General features: G+C 33.5%; 18 protein-coding genes and 1 other annotated feature. All 18 genes read left to right on the top strand.

The genetic code is table 11. The annotated features are described in order from the left end of the window. Nucleotides 1-368 precede the first annotated feature (368 nt). The 18 genes from radA (at nt 369) to rpoB (ending at nt 17,663) form a co-directional block, all read left to right on the top strand. Complete coding sequence (gene radA / locus Q4528_RS11700) at nt 369-1,733, top strand: DNA repair protein RadA (protein WP_017638462.1); 1,365 nt, start codon at nt 369-371, stop codon at nt 1,731-1,733. A 26-nt stretch (nt 1,734-1,759) separates the two neighbouring features. Then, nucleotides 1,760-2,833, top strand: coding sequence for a PIN/TRAM domain-containing protein (locus tag Q4528_RS11695; protein ID WP_017638461.1), 1,074 nt, complete (start codon nt 1,760-1,762; stop codon nt 2,831-2,833). A gap of 284 nt (nt 2,834-3,117) precedes the next feature. After that, a complete protein-coding gene (gltX, locus tag Q4528_RS11690) occupies nt 3,118-4,572 on the top strand; it encodes a glutamate--tRNA ligase (RefSeq protein WP_017638460.1) in 1,455 nt (484 codons plus the stop codon). Between the two features lie 365 nt (nt 4,573-4,937). After that, nucleotides 4,938-5,567: a serine O-acetyltransferase gene (gene cysE, locus Q4528_RS11685; RefSeq protein ID WP_176745279.1), complete on the top strand. Its 630-nt coding sequence runs from the start codon at nt 4,938-4,940 to the stop codon at nt 5,565-5,567. Beyond that, nucleotides 5,551-6,951 carry a cysteine--tRNA ligase gene (gene cysS, locus Q4528_RS11680; protein WP_017638458.1) on the top strand — a complete coding sequence of 467 codons (1,401 nt, stop codon included), beginning with the start codon at nt 5,551-5,553 and terminating at the stop codon, nt 6,949-6,951. The genes cysE and cysS overlap by 17 nt, the downstream gene beginning before the upstream one ends. 1 nt (nt 6,952) lies before the next feature. Continuing rightward, entirely contained in the window at nt 6,953-7,342 is a 390-nt protein-coding gene (locus Q4528_RS11675) for a Mini-ribonuclease 3 (RefSeq protein WP_026083540.1), read from the top strand. Nucleotides 7,343-7,346: 4 nt separating this feature from the next. Next, on the top strand, nt 7,347-8,093 hold the full coding sequence (gene rlmB / locus Q4528_RS11670) for a 23S rRNA (guanosine(2251)-2'-O)-methyltransferase RlmB (protein WP_017638456.1): 747 nt from the start codon (nt 7,347-7,349) through the stop codon (nt 8,091-8,093). Continuing rightward, the gene (locus Q4528_RS11665) at nt 8,093-8,620 is read left to right on the top strand and encodes an NYN domain-containing protein (RefSeq protein WP_017638455.1); all 528 of its coding nucleotides are present in this window, start codon (nt 8,093-8,095) and stop codon (nt 8,618-8,620) included. The genes rlmB and Q4528_RS11665 overlap by 1 nt, the downstream gene beginning before the upstream one ends. A gap of 70 nt (nt 8,621-8,690) precedes the next feature. After that, entirely contained in the window at nt 8,691-9,272 is a 582-nt protein-coding gene (locus Q4528_RS11660; protein WP_029056347.1) for a sigma-70 family RNA polymerase sigma factor, read from the top strand. A gap of 118 nt (nt 9,273-9,390) precedes the next feature. Further along, complete coding sequence (gene rpmG / locus Q4528_RS11655; protein WP_026083498.1) at nt 9,391-9,534, top strand: 50S ribosomal protein L33; 144 nt, start codon at nt 9,391-9,393, stop codon at nt 9,532-9,534. A gap of 53 nt (nt 9,535-9,587) precedes the next feature. After that, nucleotides 9,588-9,770, top strand: a complete 183-nt coding sequence (gene secE, locus Q4528_RS11650; RefSeq protein ID WP_017637530.1) for a preprotein translocase subunit SecE — start codon at nt 9,588-9,590, stop codon at nt 9,768-9,770. 10 nt (nt 9,771-9,780) lie between these two features. Further along, nucleotides 9,781-10,329 carry a transcription termination/antitermination protein NusG gene (nusG, locus tag Q4528_RS11645; protein WP_002451213.1) on the top strand — a complete coding sequence of 183 codons (549 nt, stop codon included), beginning with the start codon at nt 9,781-9,783 and terminating at the stop codon, nt 10,327-10,329. A 181-nt stretch (nt 10,330-10,510) separates the two neighbouring features. Then, entirely contained in the window at nt 10,511-10,933 is a 423-nt protein-coding gene (gene rplK / locus Q4528_RS11640; protein ID WP_017637531.1) for a 50S ribosomal protein L11, read from the top strand. 219 nt (nt 10,934-11,152) lie between these two features. Beyond that, entirely contained in the window at nt 11,153-11,848 is a 696-nt protein-coding gene (rplA, locus tag Q4528_RS11635) for a 50S ribosomal protein L1 (protein ID WP_017637532.1), read from the top strand. A gap of 188 nt (nt 11,849-12,036) precedes the next feature. Continuing rightward, nucleotides 12,037-12,181 (top strand) — a sequence feature (ribosomal protein L10 leader region). 38 nt (nt 12,182-12,219) lie between these two features. Further along, nucleotides 12,220-12,720 (top strand): 50S ribosomal protein L10, encoded by a 501-nt coding sequence (gene rplJ / locus Q4528_RS11630; protein ID WP_017637533.1) that lies wholly within the window; start codon nt 12,220-12,222, stop codon nt 12,718-12,720. A 39-nt stretch (nt 12,721-12,759) separates the two neighbouring features. Beyond that, the gene (gene rplL, locus Q4528_RS11625) at nt 12,760-13,128 is read left to right on the top strand and encodes a 50S ribosomal protein L7/L12 (protein ID WP_017637534.1); all 369 of its coding nucleotides are present in this window, start codon (nt 12,760-12,762) and stop codon (nt 13,126-13,128) included. 157 nt (nt 13,129-13,285) lie between these two features. After that, complete coding sequence (locus tag Q4528_RS11620; RefSeq protein ID WP_017637535.1) at nt 13,286-13,894, top strand: class I SAM-dependent methyltransferase; 609 nt, start codon at nt 13,286-13,288, stop codon at nt 13,892-13,894. A gap of 217 nt (nt 13,895-14,111) precedes the next feature. Beyond that, nucleotides 14,112-17,663, top strand: coding sequence for a DNA-directed RNA polymerase subunit beta (gene rpoB / locus Q4528_RS11615; RefSeq protein WP_072291878.1), 3,552 nt, complete (start codon nt 14,112-14,114; stop codon nt 17,661-17,663). The last annotated feature ends 155 nt before the right edge of the window (nt 17,664-17,818 follow it).

Below are 17,818 nucleotides of genomic sequence, written 5' to 3'. Positions count from 1 at the left end.
TAAAGAAGCCAGTAAATGAATTTGTTAAAACTCATTTACTGGCTATTTCTCTAGGGTTTATGTCCCAGACTCTTTATTTAGTAATGTTAAATTAGAATCATTATAAAAAATAAATGAATACTCTATCAAGATGTGCCATAATAATAGACGATGATATCAAAGATTTTTGAAATAATTAGTATGAATTGAAGAGAACGATGAATTGATAACAAGAAGGTGTCGAACAAATAATACAATACAAAAATTGACATAATCATAGTGATTTTGAATAATTTTAAATAATTAATTAAAGTATTAACATTTAATTTGTCATTATGAATTTGTCAGTTTAAAATAGATTTGTTCTTAAATAAAACGGGGGTGCGAATTTGGCCAAGAAAAAAATAATATTTGAATGTATGGCATGTGGCTATCAATCTCCAAAATGGATGGGGAAATGCCCTAACTGTGGTGCATGGAACCAAATGGAAGAAATAGTTGAAAAAGCCGCCAATCCAAAACATGGTGTTAAATCCAAAGAAACTGCAGGAAAAGTACAAACACTAGACAGTATTAAACATGAATCTACACCACGAGTGCTCACAGAATCAAAAGAGTTTAACCGTGTACTTGGTGGAGGCATTGTAAATGGATCTCTTGTCTTAATAGGCGGTGACCCAGGTATTGGGAAGTCAACATTACTTTTACAAATTTGTGCTTCTCTCTCTCAATCTAAAAATGTTTTATACATTACAGGTGAGGAATCAATTAATCAAACAAAACTTCGTGCAGATCGCTTAGAAGAAGACTCAAGCAAGTTACAAGTGTTGGCTGAAACAGATCTAGAAGTAATCTATCAGACAGTTAAAGATATTAATCCAGATTTATTAGTCGTTGACTCAATACAAACAATTTATCACCCAGAAATTAGTTCCGCACCTGGTTCTGTCTCTCAAGTAAGAGAGAGTACACAAAGCTTAATGAATATCGCTAAACAAATGAATATCGCGACATTTATTGTTGGTCATGTTACTAAAGAGGGGCAAATAGCTGGACCTAGATTACTCGAACACATGGTTGATACAGTGCTTTATTTCGAAGGTGATGAACACCATGCCTATAGAATATTAAGAGCCGTTAAAAACCGTTTTGGTTCAACGAATGAGATGGGTATTTTTGAAATGAAACAAAGCGGGTTAAAAGGAGTTATGAATCCTTCCGAAATGTTTTTAGAAGAACGTTCTACTAATGTTCCAGGGTCAACAATAGTATCGACTATGGAAGGAACAAGACCTTTACTAATTGAAGTTCAGGCTTTAGTAACGCCTACAACATTCAACAACCCACGTCGAATGGCTACAGGCATTGACCACAATCGCTTGAGCTTATTAATGGCAGTGTTAGAGAAAAAAGAAAATTATCTACTACAGCAACAAGATGCATATATTAAAGTAGCTGGAGGAGTGAAATTAACTGAACCAGCAGTTGATCTTAGTATTATAGTTGCTACTGCATCTAGTTTTAAAGATAAAGCAGTAGACGGCTTAGATTGTTTTATTGGCGAAGTTGGTTTGACTGGTGAAGTAAGACGAGTAGCAAGAATTGAACAGCGTGTTCAAGAAGCTGCAAAATTAGGGTTTAAAAGGGTGATTATTCCACAAACTAATATTGGTGGTTGGACATTCCCTGAAGATATTAAAGTTGTCGGTGTATCATCAGTTCATGACGCATTAAAGCATGCATTTAATTCATAAATCATTTAATTGAAAGGAGGTGAAAAATGAATCCATTAAGATTAATTGTAATCGTTATTTATATGGTAGTAGGTGCAACATTAGGCATCATTATAATACCAGAAGTTATAAAAGATTTAGGCTTAGGTAATTATCCTATACTCACTAACTATTATATAGACGGATTAATTGGAATTGTTGTATTTTTTATTGTTTTTGGTTTCTTTATTAAACATATTACATACGCTTTTAAAGAATTAGAACATACAGTAATGAAGAGAAGTGCAGTAGAGATTTTGTTTGCAACTATTGGTTTAATTATCGGACTTTTAATATCCGTTATGATTTCATTTATCTTGGAATTGATTGGTAATTCCATTTTAAATCATTTTATACCAATTATTATTACGATGATTTTATGTTATTTTGGCTTCCAATTTGGTTTGAAAAAGAGAGACGAGATGTTGATGTTCTTACCGGAAAATATTTCACGCTCAATGTCTCAACATTCTTTTAAAGCAGTTCCAAAAATAATTGATACAAGTGCTATTATTGACGGCAGAGTTATCGATATTATGAAATGTGGGTTCATGGACGGAGAAGTACTTATTCCACAAGGTGTAATTAACGAATTACAAATTATAGCGGATGCTAATGATAGTGTAAAGCGTGAAAAAGGACAACGTGGTTTGGATAAGCTCAATCAGATTTATGATTTAGAATATCCAACACGTGTCATTAACCCAACCAAATCACATAGTGATATTGATATGTTATTAATTAAATTAGCAAAACAACATCATGCGCATATTATTACGACGGACTTTAATCTTAATAAAGTATGTCACGTACATGGAATTAGTGCATTGAATGTTAATGATCTTTCAGAGGCAATTAAACCTAATGTACACCAAGGAGATCATTTGAATATTTTATTAACTAAAATGGGTAAAGAGCCGGGTCAGGGTGTCGGCTATCTAGATGATGGAACAATGGTTGTTGTCGATAATGCTAAAAAATTGATTGGACAACACGTGGATTTAGAAGTTATAAGTTTACTACAAACTTCTTCCGGACGTATTGTATTCGCTAAAAATTTAAATGAAACACCAACTGATTAAATGAATTTAATTTAAGCAGGCATTTTCATATAATCTGGAAATATATTACTTGAAAAATAAATGCGAGTAACTTATCAAAGTAGCTGAGAAGTGCTACAATAATTTTTGACACAATTTGTGAGATTAATGATTAATAAATTAGAAGGTAAATGACAAAGTCAATCATTATCAGACTATTGTTTACTGTATAAACATAATCATTCGTTACTTATTCAATAAAAAGTTGAATAAAATTGGTATACACCAATAAAACATTAATAATTTAAACTACAGGAGTGGATAAAATGAGTGAACGCGTAAGAGTAAGATACGCACCAAGTCCAACAGGTTACTTGCATATTGGTAATGCACGTACTGCTTTATTTAACTATTTATTTGCTAAACATTATGATGGCGATTTTGTAGTACGAATTGAAGATACTGATAAAAAACGTAACTTAGAAGATGGAGAATCTTCACAATTCGATAATTTAAAATGGTTAGGATTAGACTGGGATGAATCAGTAGATAAAGATAAAGGTTATGGACCTTATCGTCAATCTGAACGTGCAGACATCTATAATCCACTTATCAAACAATTATTAGATGAAGATAAAGCTTATAAATGTTATATGACTGAAGAAGAATTAGAAGAAGAACGCGAAGCTCAAATTGCGCGTGGTGAAATGCCAAGATATGGTGGCCAACATGCTCACTTAACTGAAGAACAACGCCAACAATTTGAAGCGGAAGGACGCCAACCATCAATTAGATTCCGTGTACCTAAAGACAAAACGTACGCATTTAACGATATGGTTAAAGGTGAAATTTCATTTGATTCAAATAATATGGGTGACTGGGTAATCGTTAAAAAAGACGGTGTACCAACATATAACTTTGCAGTAGCAATTGATGATCACTTTATGGAAATCACTGATGTTATTCGTGGTGACGATCATGTTTCAAACACACCTAAACAATTAATGATTTATGAAGCATTTGGATGGGAAGCACCAAGATTTGCTCATATGTCACTTATTGTTAATGAAGAGCGTAAAAAATTAAGTAAACGTGATGGCCAAATTTTACAATTTATCGAGCAATATCGTGATTTAGGTTATTTACCAGAAGCTTTATTTAACTTCATTACTTTATTAGGATGGTCACCTGAAGGCGAAGAAGAAATTTATTCTAAAGAAGAATTCATTAAAATCTTTGATGAAAAACGTTTATCTAAATCACCAGCATTCTTTGATAAACAAAAATTAGCTTGGGTAAACAACCAATATATGAAACAAAAAGATACTGAAACAGTATTTGAATTAGCTTTACCACATTTAATCAAAGCTAACTTAATCCCAGAAAATCCATCTGAAGAAGATTTAGATTGGGGACGTAAGCTTGTCGCTTTATATCAAAAAGAAATGAGTTATGCAGGAGAAATCGTACCACTTTCAGAAATGTTCTTTAAAGAAATGCCAGAATTTGGAGAAGAAGAACAAGAAGTGATTAATGGAGAACAAGTTCCTGAATTAATGACTCATTTATATGGTAAATTAGAAGCACTTGAACCATTTGAAGCTACAGAAATTAAAAAAACAATTAAAGAAGTTCAAAAAGAAACTGGTATAAAAGGTAAACAATTATTTATGCCAATTCGTGTAGCTGTAACTGGTCAAATGCATGGTCCTGAATTACCAAATACAATTGAAGTACTTGGTAAAGATAAAGTATTATCTCGTTTGAAACAGTATATTTAAAAAGTGAAATTAAAGTTGAATTAAAATTCACACTTGAAAAATTACAATTTACCACATAATATTAAAAGTAATAAGTGAGTTAATCAAAGGATTAGTAATTAAGTAGTACATGATTCAGAGAGTGTGCGGTTGCTGCGAGCACATCATGGAATTTAATGAATGCACCTTTGATCTATAAAATAAATTCAAATATGGATTAAATGAGAGTAAATCAAATGTTGAGTTAATTGAATTGTGATTTACTAAATGAAGAGTGGAACCGTGCTTTTGCGCCTCTAGCAATTATTGTTAGAGGTGCTTTTTTATTAAATAATTTTAGTTGATAGTCTAATAAGGCTAAGGGGGAGAATGTTTTGTTAAAAAGAATGAGAGACGATATAAAAATGGTATTTGAACAGGATCCAGCAGCACGATCAACTATTGAAGTCGTTACAACTTATGCAGGTCTACATGCGGTATGGAGTCATTTAATTGCACATAAATTATATAATAAACAACGCTATGTAGCTGCAAGAGCAATATCTCAAATCTCAAGGTTTTTTACAGGTATAGAAATACATCCAGGCGCTAAAATAGGAAAACGATTATTTATTGACCATGGCATGGGAGTGGTTATAGGGGAAACATGTACTATTGGTGATAACGTGACAATATATCAAGGTGTTACTTTAGGTGGTACTGGTAAAGAAAAAGGAAAGAGACACCCAGATATTGGTGACAACGTGTTAATTGCAGCCGGCTCAAAAGTGTTAGGTAATATTCAAATTAGCTCTAATGTAAATATAGGTGCTAATTCAGTGGTATTACAATCAGTACCAAGCTACTCAACAGTAGTAGGAATACCGGGTCATATTGTTAAACAAGATGGTAAACGCATTGGTAAAACATTTGATCATCGAAATTTACCAGATCCATTATATGAACAAATTAAACACTTAGAAAGACAACTTGAAAAAACTAGAAACGGGGAGATTCAAGATGATTACATTATATAATACGTTAACGCGTCAAAAAGAGACTTTTGAACCTATAGAACCAGGTAAGGTAAAAATGTATGTTTGTGGGCCTACAGTATACAACTATATTCATATTGGTAATGCAAGACCTGCAATCAACTATGATGTCGTACGTAGATATTTTGAATATAAAGGCTATGAAGTAATATATGTATCAAACTTTACTGATGTGGATGACAAACTAATTAATCGTTCAAAAGAACTTAACGAAAGTGTTCCAGAAATTGCAGATAAATATATAAAAGCATTTTATGAAGATGTTGGTGCGCTTAACGTTAAAAAAGCTACATCAAATCCAAGAGTAATGAATCACATGGATGAAATTATAGATTTCATCAAGAAATTAGTGGATGAAGGCTATGCTTATGAAAGTAACGGAGATGTTTATTTCAGAACACGTCAATTTAAAGATTATGGTAAGTTAAGTCATCAATCGATTGATGACTTAAAAGTAGGTGCTCGTATCGAAACAGGAGACCAAAAAGAAGATGCACTAGACTTTACTTTATGGAAAAAGGCGAAACCTGGCGAAATTAGTTGGGAAAGTCCTTTTGGCGAAGGTCGTCCTGGATGGCATATTGAATGTTCAGTAATGGCATTTCACGAGCTTGGACCAACAATCGATATTCATGCAGGAGGCTCAGATCTACAATTCCCTCACCATGAAAATGAAATTGCACAATCAGAAGCACACAACCATGCACCATTTGCTAATTATTGGATGCATAATGGCTTTATAAATATCGACAATGAAAAAATGAGTAAATCTTTAGGTAACTTTATTTTAGTGCACGATATTATAAAAGAAATTGATCCGGATGTCTTACGTTTCTTCATGATTAGTGTGCATTATCGTAGTCCAATTAACTATAATTTAGAACTTGTAAGTGCAGCTAAAAGTGGTCTAGAACGTATTAGAAATAGTTATCAATTAATTGAAGAAAGAGAAGCAATAGCTACTGATATTGAAAATCAAGAAGAATATATCGACCAAATTAATGATATCTTAGCAAATTTTGAATCAGTGATGGATGATGACTTTAATACAGCTAATGCTGTAACAGCTTGGTATGATTTAGCGAAATTAGCCAATCGATATGTATTAGAAAATGTTACTTCAACTCAAGTTATTCATAGATTTAAAGAAGTTTATCAAATATTTAGTGATGTATTAGGTGTACCATTAAAAGGAAAACAACAAGATGATTTATTAGATGAAGACATTGAAAAATTAATTGAAGAGCGTAATGAAGCTAGAAAAAATAAAGATTTCGCACGTGCTGATGAAATTAGAGACCATTTAAAAGAGAAGAATATTATTTTAGAAGATACTCCTCAAGGTGTTAGATTTAAACGTGGATAATATGAATACGAAATTACTTAATCCTTTAACATTAGCTTATATGGGTGATGCCGTTTTAGATCAGCATGTTCGTGAATATATCGTGCTCAAATTACGCAGTAAACCTAACCGATTACATCAAGTTTCAAAACAATATGTCTCAGCTAAAAGCCAAGCACAAACACTTGAAACGCTTATTGATGAAGGTTGGTTTACTGAAGAAGAACTGGATATATTAAAAAGAGGGCGTAATGCTAAAAGTTATACTAAAGCTAAAAATACAGACATTCAAACTTACCGTAAGAGTTCAGCTATAGAAGCGGTACTTGGTTATTTGTATTTAGAACATAATGAAGAACGATTGAAAGAATTGCTAAATAAAATAATAGAAATAGTTAATGAGAGGTCGTGAGTAAGTGGAAGATATAGTCATTGTTGGTAGACATGCAGTAAAAGAAGCTATTACTTCAGGTCATTCAATAAATAAGATTTTGATACAAGATGGTATAAAAAAACAACAAATCAACGATATTTTAAAAAATGCAAAAGATCAAAAAATCATAGTACAAACAGTGCCAAAATCTAAATTAGATTTTTTATCTACTGCACCCCATCAGGGAGTAGCTGCACTTATTGCACCATATGAATATGCTGATTTCGATCAATTTTTAAAACAACAAAAAGAAAAAGAAGGATTATCTACAGTTATGATATTAGACGGTTTAGAAGACCCTCATAACTTAGGTTCAATTTTAAGAACAGCTGATGCGTCTGGTGTTGATGGCGTCATAATTCCTAAACGACGTTCTGTTTCTTTAACTCAAACCGTTGCTAAGGCTTCTACAGGTGCCATACAGCATGTGCCTGTCATCAGAGTAACAAACTTAGCCAAAACAATTGATGAACTAAAAGATAATGGCTTTTGGGTTGCTGGTACAGAGGCAAATAATGCAACAGACTATAGAGAGTTAGAAGCCGATATGTCTCTAGCAATTGTAATAGGAAGTGAAGGACAAGGCATGAGTCGCTTAGTAAGTGATAAATGTGATTTCTATATTAAAATTCCTATGGTTGGTCATGTAAATAGTTTAAATGCATCAGTTGCTGCAAGTTTAATGATGTACGAGGTATTCCGTAAAAGACATTCGAACGGAGACGAATAATGAAGGAACGTTATTTAATTATTGACGGTTACAATATGATTGGCCAATCAACGACACTGAGTAAAATTGCTAAAGATAACCTTGAAGAAGCAAGAGAACAATTGATTGACGCTATTGCAAACTATAATGCTGTAATCGCCGACGAGATTGTTTGCGTATTCGATGCTTATGAACAATCTGGCATCGAAAGAGAGTATATGTATCACGGAGTTAGAACAGTATTTACTAAGGAAAAAGAAACGGCCGATAGCTTTATTGAGCGCTATGTTTATGAATTGTATAACAAACACACAACGCATATAACAGTTGTGACGAGTGATATGAGCGAACAACATGCTATTTTTGGTTCTGGTGCATATCGAATTTCCTCTAGAGAAATGTGGAGAGAATTAAAAGAAAATCAAATTACTGTTAGTAAATCGTTAGAAGACATCACAGAAAAGAAACCAAGAACTCGAATTCCGTTGTCTAAAGATATACTTGCAGAATTTGAAAAAATAAGAAGGGGTAACCATAAAAAAGATTAATTTCTGCAATATTGCTATTTAAAATAGATATCTTATAAAATAGTCTTAAATTTTTGGAAAGGCTATTTATATGACACAAGAAAAAGGACAACTAGAACAACAACAAATATCGCCAGATTTGCAAAGATTAGAAATGGATTTAAAAAAGGTTATACACCGATTCAACCCATTAATTATCAAAAGGATTAATTCTATTTCTCAAAATCAATTTGAAAAAGATGATTTATATCAAGAAATCTTGATTAAAATTTACAAAGCACTCAAACGGTATAATTACCAATGTGATGAATCATTTGTAAAATACGTATCATGTTTAATTAAATCTGTGAAATGTGATTATTATAGAAAATGTTTCTCTGATCAAAAGCAATTTAAAAATTTGGTTAATGAATATGTCATAGATTACCAAATTAATATACTTAATCGAGACGAGATAGAGGTCAATTTACAGAGAAAAGAAATAATAGAAGCAATCAATGTGATAAAACAATATTTGACACTTCAAGAACAAAAGGTATTTGATTTATATACTAAAGGTTATAAGCCTAAGGAAATCGCTAACCTATTATCTATTAAAGACAAAGTAGTTTACAATGCGATACAACGTTGTAAAATGAAAATAAGACATCATTTAGAATATAAGTTTAAATAGTGATAATAATATGAATGCAAGAAACGATATAACCTTAATATGACGTATACTAGTTTGACATTCATATTTAGATTTATGTATAGTAGACTGGTATATTAATGAGTAAAGGTGAATGAATGTGAAAAAAGTACCCTTGAATTGTGAAGAGTGTGGCAATAGAAATTATAATGTACCCAAAAAAGAAGGCTCTGCTGAAAGATTGACCCTTAAGAAATACTGTTCAAGATGCAATGCTCATACAGTACATAAAGAATCAAAATAAACAATACGCAGAATGTGATAAAGATATTGTTAAAAGATTTGGAGGTTTTATTAGTGGCTAAAAAAGATAGCTTTTTTCAAGGTGTAAAATCTGAAATGGAAAAGACAAGTTGGCCAACTAAAGAGGAATTATTTAAATACACTGTTATAGTTGTTTCGACAGTAATATTCTTCTTAGTCTTTTTCTATGCCTTAGATTTAGGAATTACAGCGTTGAAAAATTTATTATTAGGTTAGGAGTGGCGACATGTCTGAAGAAGTAGGCGCAAAGCGTTGGTATGCAGTGCATACATACTCAGGATATGAAAACAAAGTTAAAAAGAATCTTGAAAAAAGAGTAGAATCAATGAATATGACAGAACAAATCTTTAGAGTTGTCATACCTGAAGAAGAAGAAACACAAGTTAAAGATGGAAAAGCTAAAAAACTTGTGAAGAAAACATTCCCTGGATATGTACTAGTAGAATTAGTAATGACAGATGAATCATGGTATGTAGTAAGAAATACACCAGGTGTAACTGGATTTGTCGGTTCAGCTGGAGCTGGATCAAAACCTAACCCATTATTACCAGAAGAAGTTCGCTTTATTCTTAAACAAATGGGATTAAAGGAAAAAACAATCGATGTCGAATTAGATGTTGGCGAACAAGTACGCATTAAATCTGGACCATTCGCAAACCAAGTTGGCGAAGTTCAAGAAATTGAAGCGGAAAAATTCAAATTAACAGTGTTAGTTGATATGTTCGGAAGAGAAACACCGGTAGAAGTTGAATTCGATCAAATCGAAAAATTATAGTAAACAAAATTAACATATATAATATATGAAAGTTGAAATTTTACTATTGCTTTCTGAAGTGAAACAGTGTTAAAATAATGTGGTCGCGCTTTTAGAGCGTTCATTTCGTCACGAAATGTTAAGAGTGGGAGGGCAAAACTGAGCCCTGTGACCACATCACGATATCAAGGAGGTGCACATCGTGGCTAAAAAAGTAGAAAAAGTAGTTAAATTACAAATTCCTGCAGGTAAAGCAAACCCAGCACCACCAGTTGGTCCAGCATTAGGTCAAGCAGGTGTGAATATTATGGGATTCTGTAAAGAGTTCAATGCACGTACTCAAGAGCAAGCAGGTTTAATCATTCCGGTAGAAATCAGTGTATATGAAGACCGTTCATTTACATTCATTACAAAAACTCCACCGGCTCCAGTACTACTTAAAAAAGCAGCTGGCGTTGAAAAAGGTTCAGGCGAACCTAACAAAAACAAAGTTGCTTCAGTAACTAAAGATCAAGTACGTCAAATTGCTAATGAAAAAATGCAAGATTTAAATGCTGCAGACGAAGAAGCAGCTATGCGTATTATCGAAGGTACTGCTCGTAGTATGGGTATCACTGTAGAATAATAAACAATCAAATCTAATTTGAAATGAACTGATTCAAACGATAAAAGCAGGTAACAGAATAGGTATAAACAATCCATTTTGTCTATGACATCTTAGCACTCAGTAGCTTGAAAAGGCTGATACGATTAAGAAACTATCTGTTATCTGCTCTTAACTTGTGGTAGACACAAGTAAATGTGGGAGGAAATTCCGCTAAAACCACTAAAGGAGGAACAATAAATGGCTAAAAAAGGTAAAAAGTATCAAGAAGCAGCTAATAAAGTTGACCGTACACAACACTATAGTGTTGAAGAAGCAGTTAAATTAGCTAAAGAAACAAGCATTGCTAACTTTGACGCATCAGTTGAAGTTGCATTCCGTTTAGGAATTGATACACGTAAAAATGACCAACAAATCCGTGGTGCAGTAGTGCTACCAAACGGAACTGGTAAATCACAACGTGTATTAGTATTTGCAAAAGGTGATAAAATCACTGAAGCTGAAGAAGCAGGCGCAGATTACGTAGGTGAATCTGATTACGTACAAAAAATCCAACAAGGTTGGTTCGACTTTGACGTAGTTGTTGCTACTCCAGACATGATGGGCGAAGTTGGTAAACTTGGTCGTGTATTAGGACCTAAAGGTTTAATGCCAAACCCTAAAACTGGTACTGTAACAATGGATGTTAAAAAAGCAGTTGAAGAAATCAAAGCTGGTAAAGTTGAATACCGTGCTGAAAAAGCTGGTATCGTACATGCTTCTATCGGTAAAGTTTCATTTAGCGATGAAAAATTAGTTGAAAACTTCAAAGCTTTACAAGATGTATTAGCAAAAGCTAAACCATCATCTTCTAAAGGTACTTACTTCAAATCTGTTGCTGTAACTACAACAATGGGTCCTGGAGTTAAAGTTGATACTTCTTCATTCAAATTATAATTAATAAATATAACCTAGGGCTGTTAAAGTCCTAGGTTTAATTTTTAAAAACGAAGAAACTCTAAGCATTAAAATGCATTACGAGAGGAACACTTGAGCTAAAGCTCATGCATAAGAAACTCTAAGCATTAAAATGCTAAGAGTTTCTAAAAAACATATTGACATATTACAATTAAGCAGTTATATTAAATATTGTGATTATTTTACCTAAGACAGTAGGAGTTATTTGATAACTTAAAACATAATCCTACCGAGGCTAAAATTGACTTGAACGTGACTATTAACTTTCAAGCACTTTTTGCCGTGGGTAGAAAGTGCTTTTTTTATTAAACTTAAAAAAAGCACCGAAAAAATTAAATGGAGGTGTCTGAATGTCTGCTATCATTGAAGCTAAAAAACAATTAGTTGATACAATTGCTGATCAACTTAAAAACTCAGTTTCAACAGTGATCGTTGACTACCGTGGTTTAACAGTAGCTGAAGTTACTGAATTACGTAAACAATTACGTGAAGCTGGTGTTGAGTATAAAGTATACAAAAACACAATGGTACGTCGTGCTGCTGAAAAAGCTGGTATCGAAGGCTTAGATGAATTCTTAACAGGTCCTACAGCTATCGCAACTTCAACTGAAGATGTAGTAGCTCCAGCAAAAGTTATTGCAGGATTTGCAAAAGAACATGAAGCGTTAGAAGTTAAAACAGGCGTTATGGAAGGAAATGTTATTTCAGCAGAAGAAGTTAAAACTGTTGGTTCATTACCTTCACACGATGGTCTTGTATCTATGCTTTTATCTGTATTACAAGCTCCAGTACGCAACTTCGCTTATGCGGTTAAAGCTGTTGGAGAACAAAAAGAAGAAAGCGCTGAATAATTGCGCATAAAAAATTAAAAATAACGGAGGAATTATAAAATGGCTAATCAAGAACAAATCATTGAAGCAATTAAAGAAATGTCAGTTTTAGAATTAAACGATTTAGTAAAAGCAATTGAAGAAGAATTTGGTGTAACTGCAGCAGCTCCAGTAGCAGCAGCAGGTGCAGCTGGTGGCGGCGACGCAGCAGCTGAAAAAACTGAATTTGATGTTGAATTAACTTCAGCTGGATCTTCAAAAATCAAAGTTGTTAAAGCAGTTAAAGAAGCAACTGGCTTAGGATTAAAAGACGCTAAAGAATTAGTTGACGGAGCTCCTAAAGTAATCAAAGAAGCTTTACCTAAAGAAGAAGCTGAAAAACTTAAAGAACAATTAGAAGAAGTTGGAGCAACTGTAGAATTAAAATAATTCTAGTTTCCTAACTAAATAATATAGTTACAAATTATATTTGTGACTACATTCTTTGAGAAGTTAAAAACCCCGTTATTGCGATAACGGGGTTTTTAATTCATTTATAATAATTTTTTCAATTAATGTTATACAAAAGACTAATAGAGGTGAAGACATGAGTCATTACTATGATGAAAATCCGGATGTAAAAAGTGATGAAAAACATATCACTTATGAGTGTTATCAACAATCAATAGATTTAATTACAGATAATGGAGTTTTTTCTAGAGATAGAGTTGATTATGGATCTGACTTATTAATTCAAACATTCATAAATAACAATCCACCTGGTCCAAGTAAAACAATTGCTGATGTTGGTTGTGGATATGGTCCAATTGGATTAATGATTGCTAAGGTATCTCCACATCATCATATTACTATGTTAGATGTGAATAGAAGAGCCTTAGAATTAGCTAAAAAGAATAAAAAAAGAAATCACATTGAAAATGCGGATATTTTAGAGAGTGATGGGATGACTCAAGTTGAAGATAACCAATTTGATTTTGTATTAACTAATCCGCCAATCAGAGCGGGCAAAGATGTCGTTCATCGTATTTTTGAAGAAGCTTACCAAAAACTTAAAGTAAGTGGCGAGTTATTTGTCGTCATCCAAAAAAAGCAAGGTATGCCTTCCGCTAAAAAGAAAATGGATGAATTATTTAACAATGTGGAAGTTGTAAATAAAAGTAAAGGGTACTATATATTAAAAAGTTCAAAAGCTTGATTTAAGAGTAGTATTCTGATATAGTTATAAAATGTAAAAATTTATGTTCAATAAGTGTGTACTTTTATGTAAAACAAATAAGTTAAACAAGATAAATAAAGAATAGAAAATGGTGTCATCTGAAGTGTTGCCGTTTTCTTTTTGTCTTTAAATCTTGAGTCTCTCTTTTGTTTTATGAGTAAAAGCAAACCACACAATTTTTGAGGGGTGAATCTGTTTGGCAGGTCAAGTTGTCCAATATGGAAGACATCGTAAACGTAGAAACTACGCGAGAATTTCAGAAGTATTAGAATTACCGAACTTAATAGAAATTCAAACAAAATCTTACGATTGGTTCCTTAAAGAAGGTTTATTAGAAATGTTTAGAGACATTTCTCCGATTGAAGATTTCACAGGTAACCTATCTTTAGAATTTGTAGATTATAGATTAGGTGAACCGAAATACGACTTAGAAGAATCAAAAAACCGTGACGCTACTTATGCTGCACCTCTTCGTGTAAAAGTACGTCTTATTATTAAAGAAACTGGCGAAGTAAAAGAGCAAGAAGTATTCATGGGTGATTTCCCACTAATGACAGATACAGGTACATTTGTTATCAATGGTGCAGAACGTGTTATCGTATCACAATTAGTACGTTCACCATCCGTTTATTTCAATGAAAAACTTGATAAAAACGGCCGTGTAAACTATGATGCAACAATTATTCCTAACCGTGGTGCATGGTTAGAATATGAAACTGATGCAAAAGACGTTGTTTATGTACGTATTGATAGAACACGTAAATTACCATTAACTGTATTACTAAGAGCATTAGGTTTCTCAAGTGATCAAGAAATTGTAGATTTACTAGGTGATAGTGAATACTTACGTAATACATTAGAAAAAGATGGTACTGAAAACACAGAACAAGCATTATTAGAAATTTATGAGCGTTTACGTCCTGGCGAACCACCAACAGTAGAAAATGCTAAAAGCTTATTATATTCACGTTTCTTCGATCCAAAACGTTATGACTTAGCAAGCGTTGGTCGTTACAAAGCAAACAAAAAACTACACTTAAAACACCGTTTATTCAACCAAAAATTAGCAGAACCAATTGTTAATAGTGAAACAGGTGAAATTGTAGTTGAAGAAGGAACAGTTCTTGATCGTCGTAAATTAGACGAAATTATGGACGTTTTAGAATCAAATGCTAATAGTGAAGTATTTGAATTAGAAGGAACAGTTATTGATGAACCAGTTGAAATTCAATCAATCAAAGTATATGTTCCTAATGATGAAGAAGGACGCACAACAACTGTTATTGGTAATGCATTACCAGATTCAGAAGTTAAATGTATTACTCCAGCAGATATCATTTCTTCAATGAGTTATTTCTTTAACTTATTAAGTGGTATCGGTTATACAGATGATATTGACCATTTAGGTAATCGTCGTTTACGTTCAGTAGGCGAATTATTACAAAACCAATTCCGTATTGGTTTATCAAGAATGGAACGTGTAGTTCGAGAAAGAATGTCTATTCAAGATACGGATTCAATTACACCACAACAATTAATCAATATCCGTCCTGTTATTGCATCTATTAAAGAATTCTTTGGTAGTTCACAATTATCACAATTCATGGACCAAGCTAACCCATTAGCAGAATTAACACATAAACGTCGTCTTTCTGCTTTAGGACCTGGTGGTTTAACACGTGAACGTGCACAAATGGAAGTTCGTGACGTACACTATTCTCACTATGGTCGTATGTGTCCAATTGAAACACCAGAGGGTCCAAACATTGGATTAATCAACTCTTTATCTAGTTACGCACGTGTGAATGAATTTGGTTTCATTGAAACACCATATCGTAAAGTAGATTTAGATACGAATGCAATTACTGATCAAATTGACTATTTAACTGCTGATGAAGAAGATAGTTATGTTGTTGCCCAAGCGAACTCTCGATTAGATGAAAATGGCCGTTTCTTAGACGATGAAGTTGTTTGTCGTTTCCGTGGTAATAACACAGTTATGGCTAAAGAAAAAATGGATTACATGGATGTTTCACCTAAACAGGTTGTATCAGCAGCTACAGCATGTATCCCATTCTTAGAAAACGATGACTCTAACCGTGCGTTAATGGGTGCAAACATGCAACGTCAAGCAGTACCATTGATGAACCCTGAAGCTCCATTTGTTGGTACTGGTATGGAACATGTTGCTGCACGTGACTCAGGTGCTGCTATTACAGCAAACTATAGAGGTAGAGTTGAACATGTTGAATCTAATGAAATCTTAGTACGTCGTCTAGTTGAACAAAATGGACAAGAGCACGAAGGTGAATTAGATCGTTATCCATTAGCGAAATTCAAACGTTCTAACTCTGGTACTTGTTATAACCAACGCCCAATTGTTGCTGCTGGTGACATCGTTGAATATAACGAAATACTAGCTGATGGTCCTTCAATGGAATTAGGCGAAATGGCATTAGGCCGTAACGTTGTTGTTGGATTCATGACTTGGGACGGTTATAACTACGAGGATGCTGTAATCATGAGTGAACGTTTAGTTAAAGACGATGTTTACACTTCAATTCATATTGAAGAGTATGAATCAGAAGCTCGTGATACTAAATTAGGACCTGAAGAGATTACACGTGATATTCCTAATGTTTCTGAAAGTGCACTTAAAAACTTAGACGAACGTGGTATCGTTTATGTTGGTGCTGAAGTTAATGATGGAGACATCTTAGTAGGTAAAGTAACACCAAAAGGAGTTACAGAACTTACAGCAGAAGAAAGATTATTACATGCAATCTTTGGTGAAAAAGCACGTGAAGTTCGTGATACATCATTACGTGTGCCACATGGTGCTGGCGGTATCGTTCTAGATGTTAAAGTATTCAATCGTGAAGAAGGCGATGATACATTATCTCCAGGTGTTAACCAATTAGTACGTGTTTATATCGTTCAAAAACGTAAAATTCACGTCGGAGATAAAATGTGTGGTCGACATGGTAACAAAGGTGTCATTTCTAAAATTGTTCCTGAAGAAGATATGCCATATTTACCAGATGGAACTCCAATTGACATCATGTTAAACCCATTAGGTGTACCATCACGTATGAATATCGGACAAGTACTTGAGCTACATTTAGGTATGGCTGCTAAAAACTTAGGTATCCATGTTGCATCTCCAGTATTCGATGGTGCCAACGATGATGACGTTTGGTCAACTATCGAAGAAGCAGGTATGGCTCGTGACGGTAAAACTGTATTATATGATGGTCGTACTGGTGAACCATTCGATAATCGTATTTCAGTTGGTGTTATGTACATGCTTAAACTTGCACACATGGTTGACGATAAATTACATGCGCGTTCAACTGGTCCATACTCATTAGTTACGCAACAACCATTAGGTGGTAAAGCGCAATTCGGTGGACAACGTTTTGGTGAAATGGAGGTATGGGCACTTGAAGCATATGGTGCTGCATACACATTACAAGAAATCTTGACTTATAAATCAGACGATACTGTAGGTCGTGTTAAAACATACGAAGCTATAGTAAAAGGCGAAAATATCTCTAGACCAAGTGTTCCTGAATCATTCCGTGTATTGATGAAAGAATTACAAAGTTTAGGATTAGACGTCAAAGTGATGGATGAGCAAGATAACGAAATCGAAATGGCTGACAACGAAGATGAAGATGTAACTGAACGCAAAGTAGATTTACAACAAAAAGATGCGCCAGAATCACAAAAAGAAACTACTGATTAATATGCACATAGATAACTAGAATATAGGTTGGGGCGACATCAGTGTCGCTCAAACCTTTCTCAAATTCTATATACTATAAATGTAAATCAATCAAATAGCACAGCTAATCTAAATTGAAGGAGGTAGGCTCCTTGATTGATGTAAATAATTTCCAT

The sequence above is a fragment of the Staphylococcus pasteuri genome, from assembly GCF_030547725.1.
GTDB classification, from domain to species: Bacteria; Bacillota; Bacilli; order Staphylococcales; family Staphylococcaceae; genus Staphylococcus; species Staphylococcus pasteuri.
The sequence above is the reverse complement of the archived record's forward strand: the minus strand, read 5'-3'. Positions and strand labels throughout refer to the sequence as shown.

What these genes read in the sequence shown, in the direction of transcription:
- Q4528_RS11675 (WP_026083540.1), top strand. Translation starts at nt 6,953, where the DNA reads ATGAATACGAAATTACTTAATCCTTTAACATTAGCTTATATGGGTGAT.
- Q4528_RS11665 (WP_017638455.1), top strand. Translation starts at nt 8,093, where the DNA reads ATGAAGGAACGTTATTTAATTATTGACGGTTACAATATGATTGGCCAA.
- cysS (WP_017638458.1), top strand. Translation starts at nt 5,551, where the DNA reads ATGATTACATTATATAATACGTTAACGCGTCAAAAAGAGACTTTTGAA.
- gltX (WP_017638460.1), top strand. Translation starts at nt 3,118, where the DNA reads ATGAGTGAACGCGTAAGAGTAAGATACGCACCAAGTCCAACAGGTTAC.
- Q4528_RS11620 (WP_017637535.1), top strand. Translation starts at nt 13,286, where the DNA reads ATGAGTCATTACTATGATGAAAATCCGGATGTAAAAAGTGATGAAAAA.
- Q4528_RS11660 (WP_029056347.1), top strand. Translation starts at nt 8,691, where the DNA reads ATGACACAAGAAAAAGGACAACTAGAACAACAACAAATATCGCCAGAT.
- Q4528_RS11695 (WP_017638461.1), top strand. Translation starts at nt 1,760, where the DNA reads ATGAATCCATTAAGATTAATTGTAATCGTTATTTATATGGTAGTAGGT.
- rplJ (WP_017637533.1), top strand. Translation starts at nt 12,220, where the DNA reads ATGTCTGCTATCATTGAAGCTAAAAAACAATTAGTTGATACAATTGCT.
- rplL (WP_017637534.1), top strand. Translation starts at nt 12,760, where the DNA reads ATGGCTAATCAAGAACAAATCATTGAAGCAATTAAAGAAATGTCAGTT.
- nusG (WP_002451213.1), top strand. Translation starts at nt 9,781, where the DNA reads ATGTCTGAAGAAGTAGGCGCAAAGCGTTGGTATGCAGTGCATACATAC.
- cysE (WP_176745279.1), top strand. Translation starts at nt 4,938, where the DNA reads ATGAGAGACGATATAAAAATGGTATTTGAACAGGATCCAGCAGCACGA.
- rplA (WP_017637532.1), top strand. Translation starts at nt 11,153, where the DNA reads ATGGCTAAAAAAGGTAAAAAGTATCAAGAAGCAGCTAATAAAGTTGAC.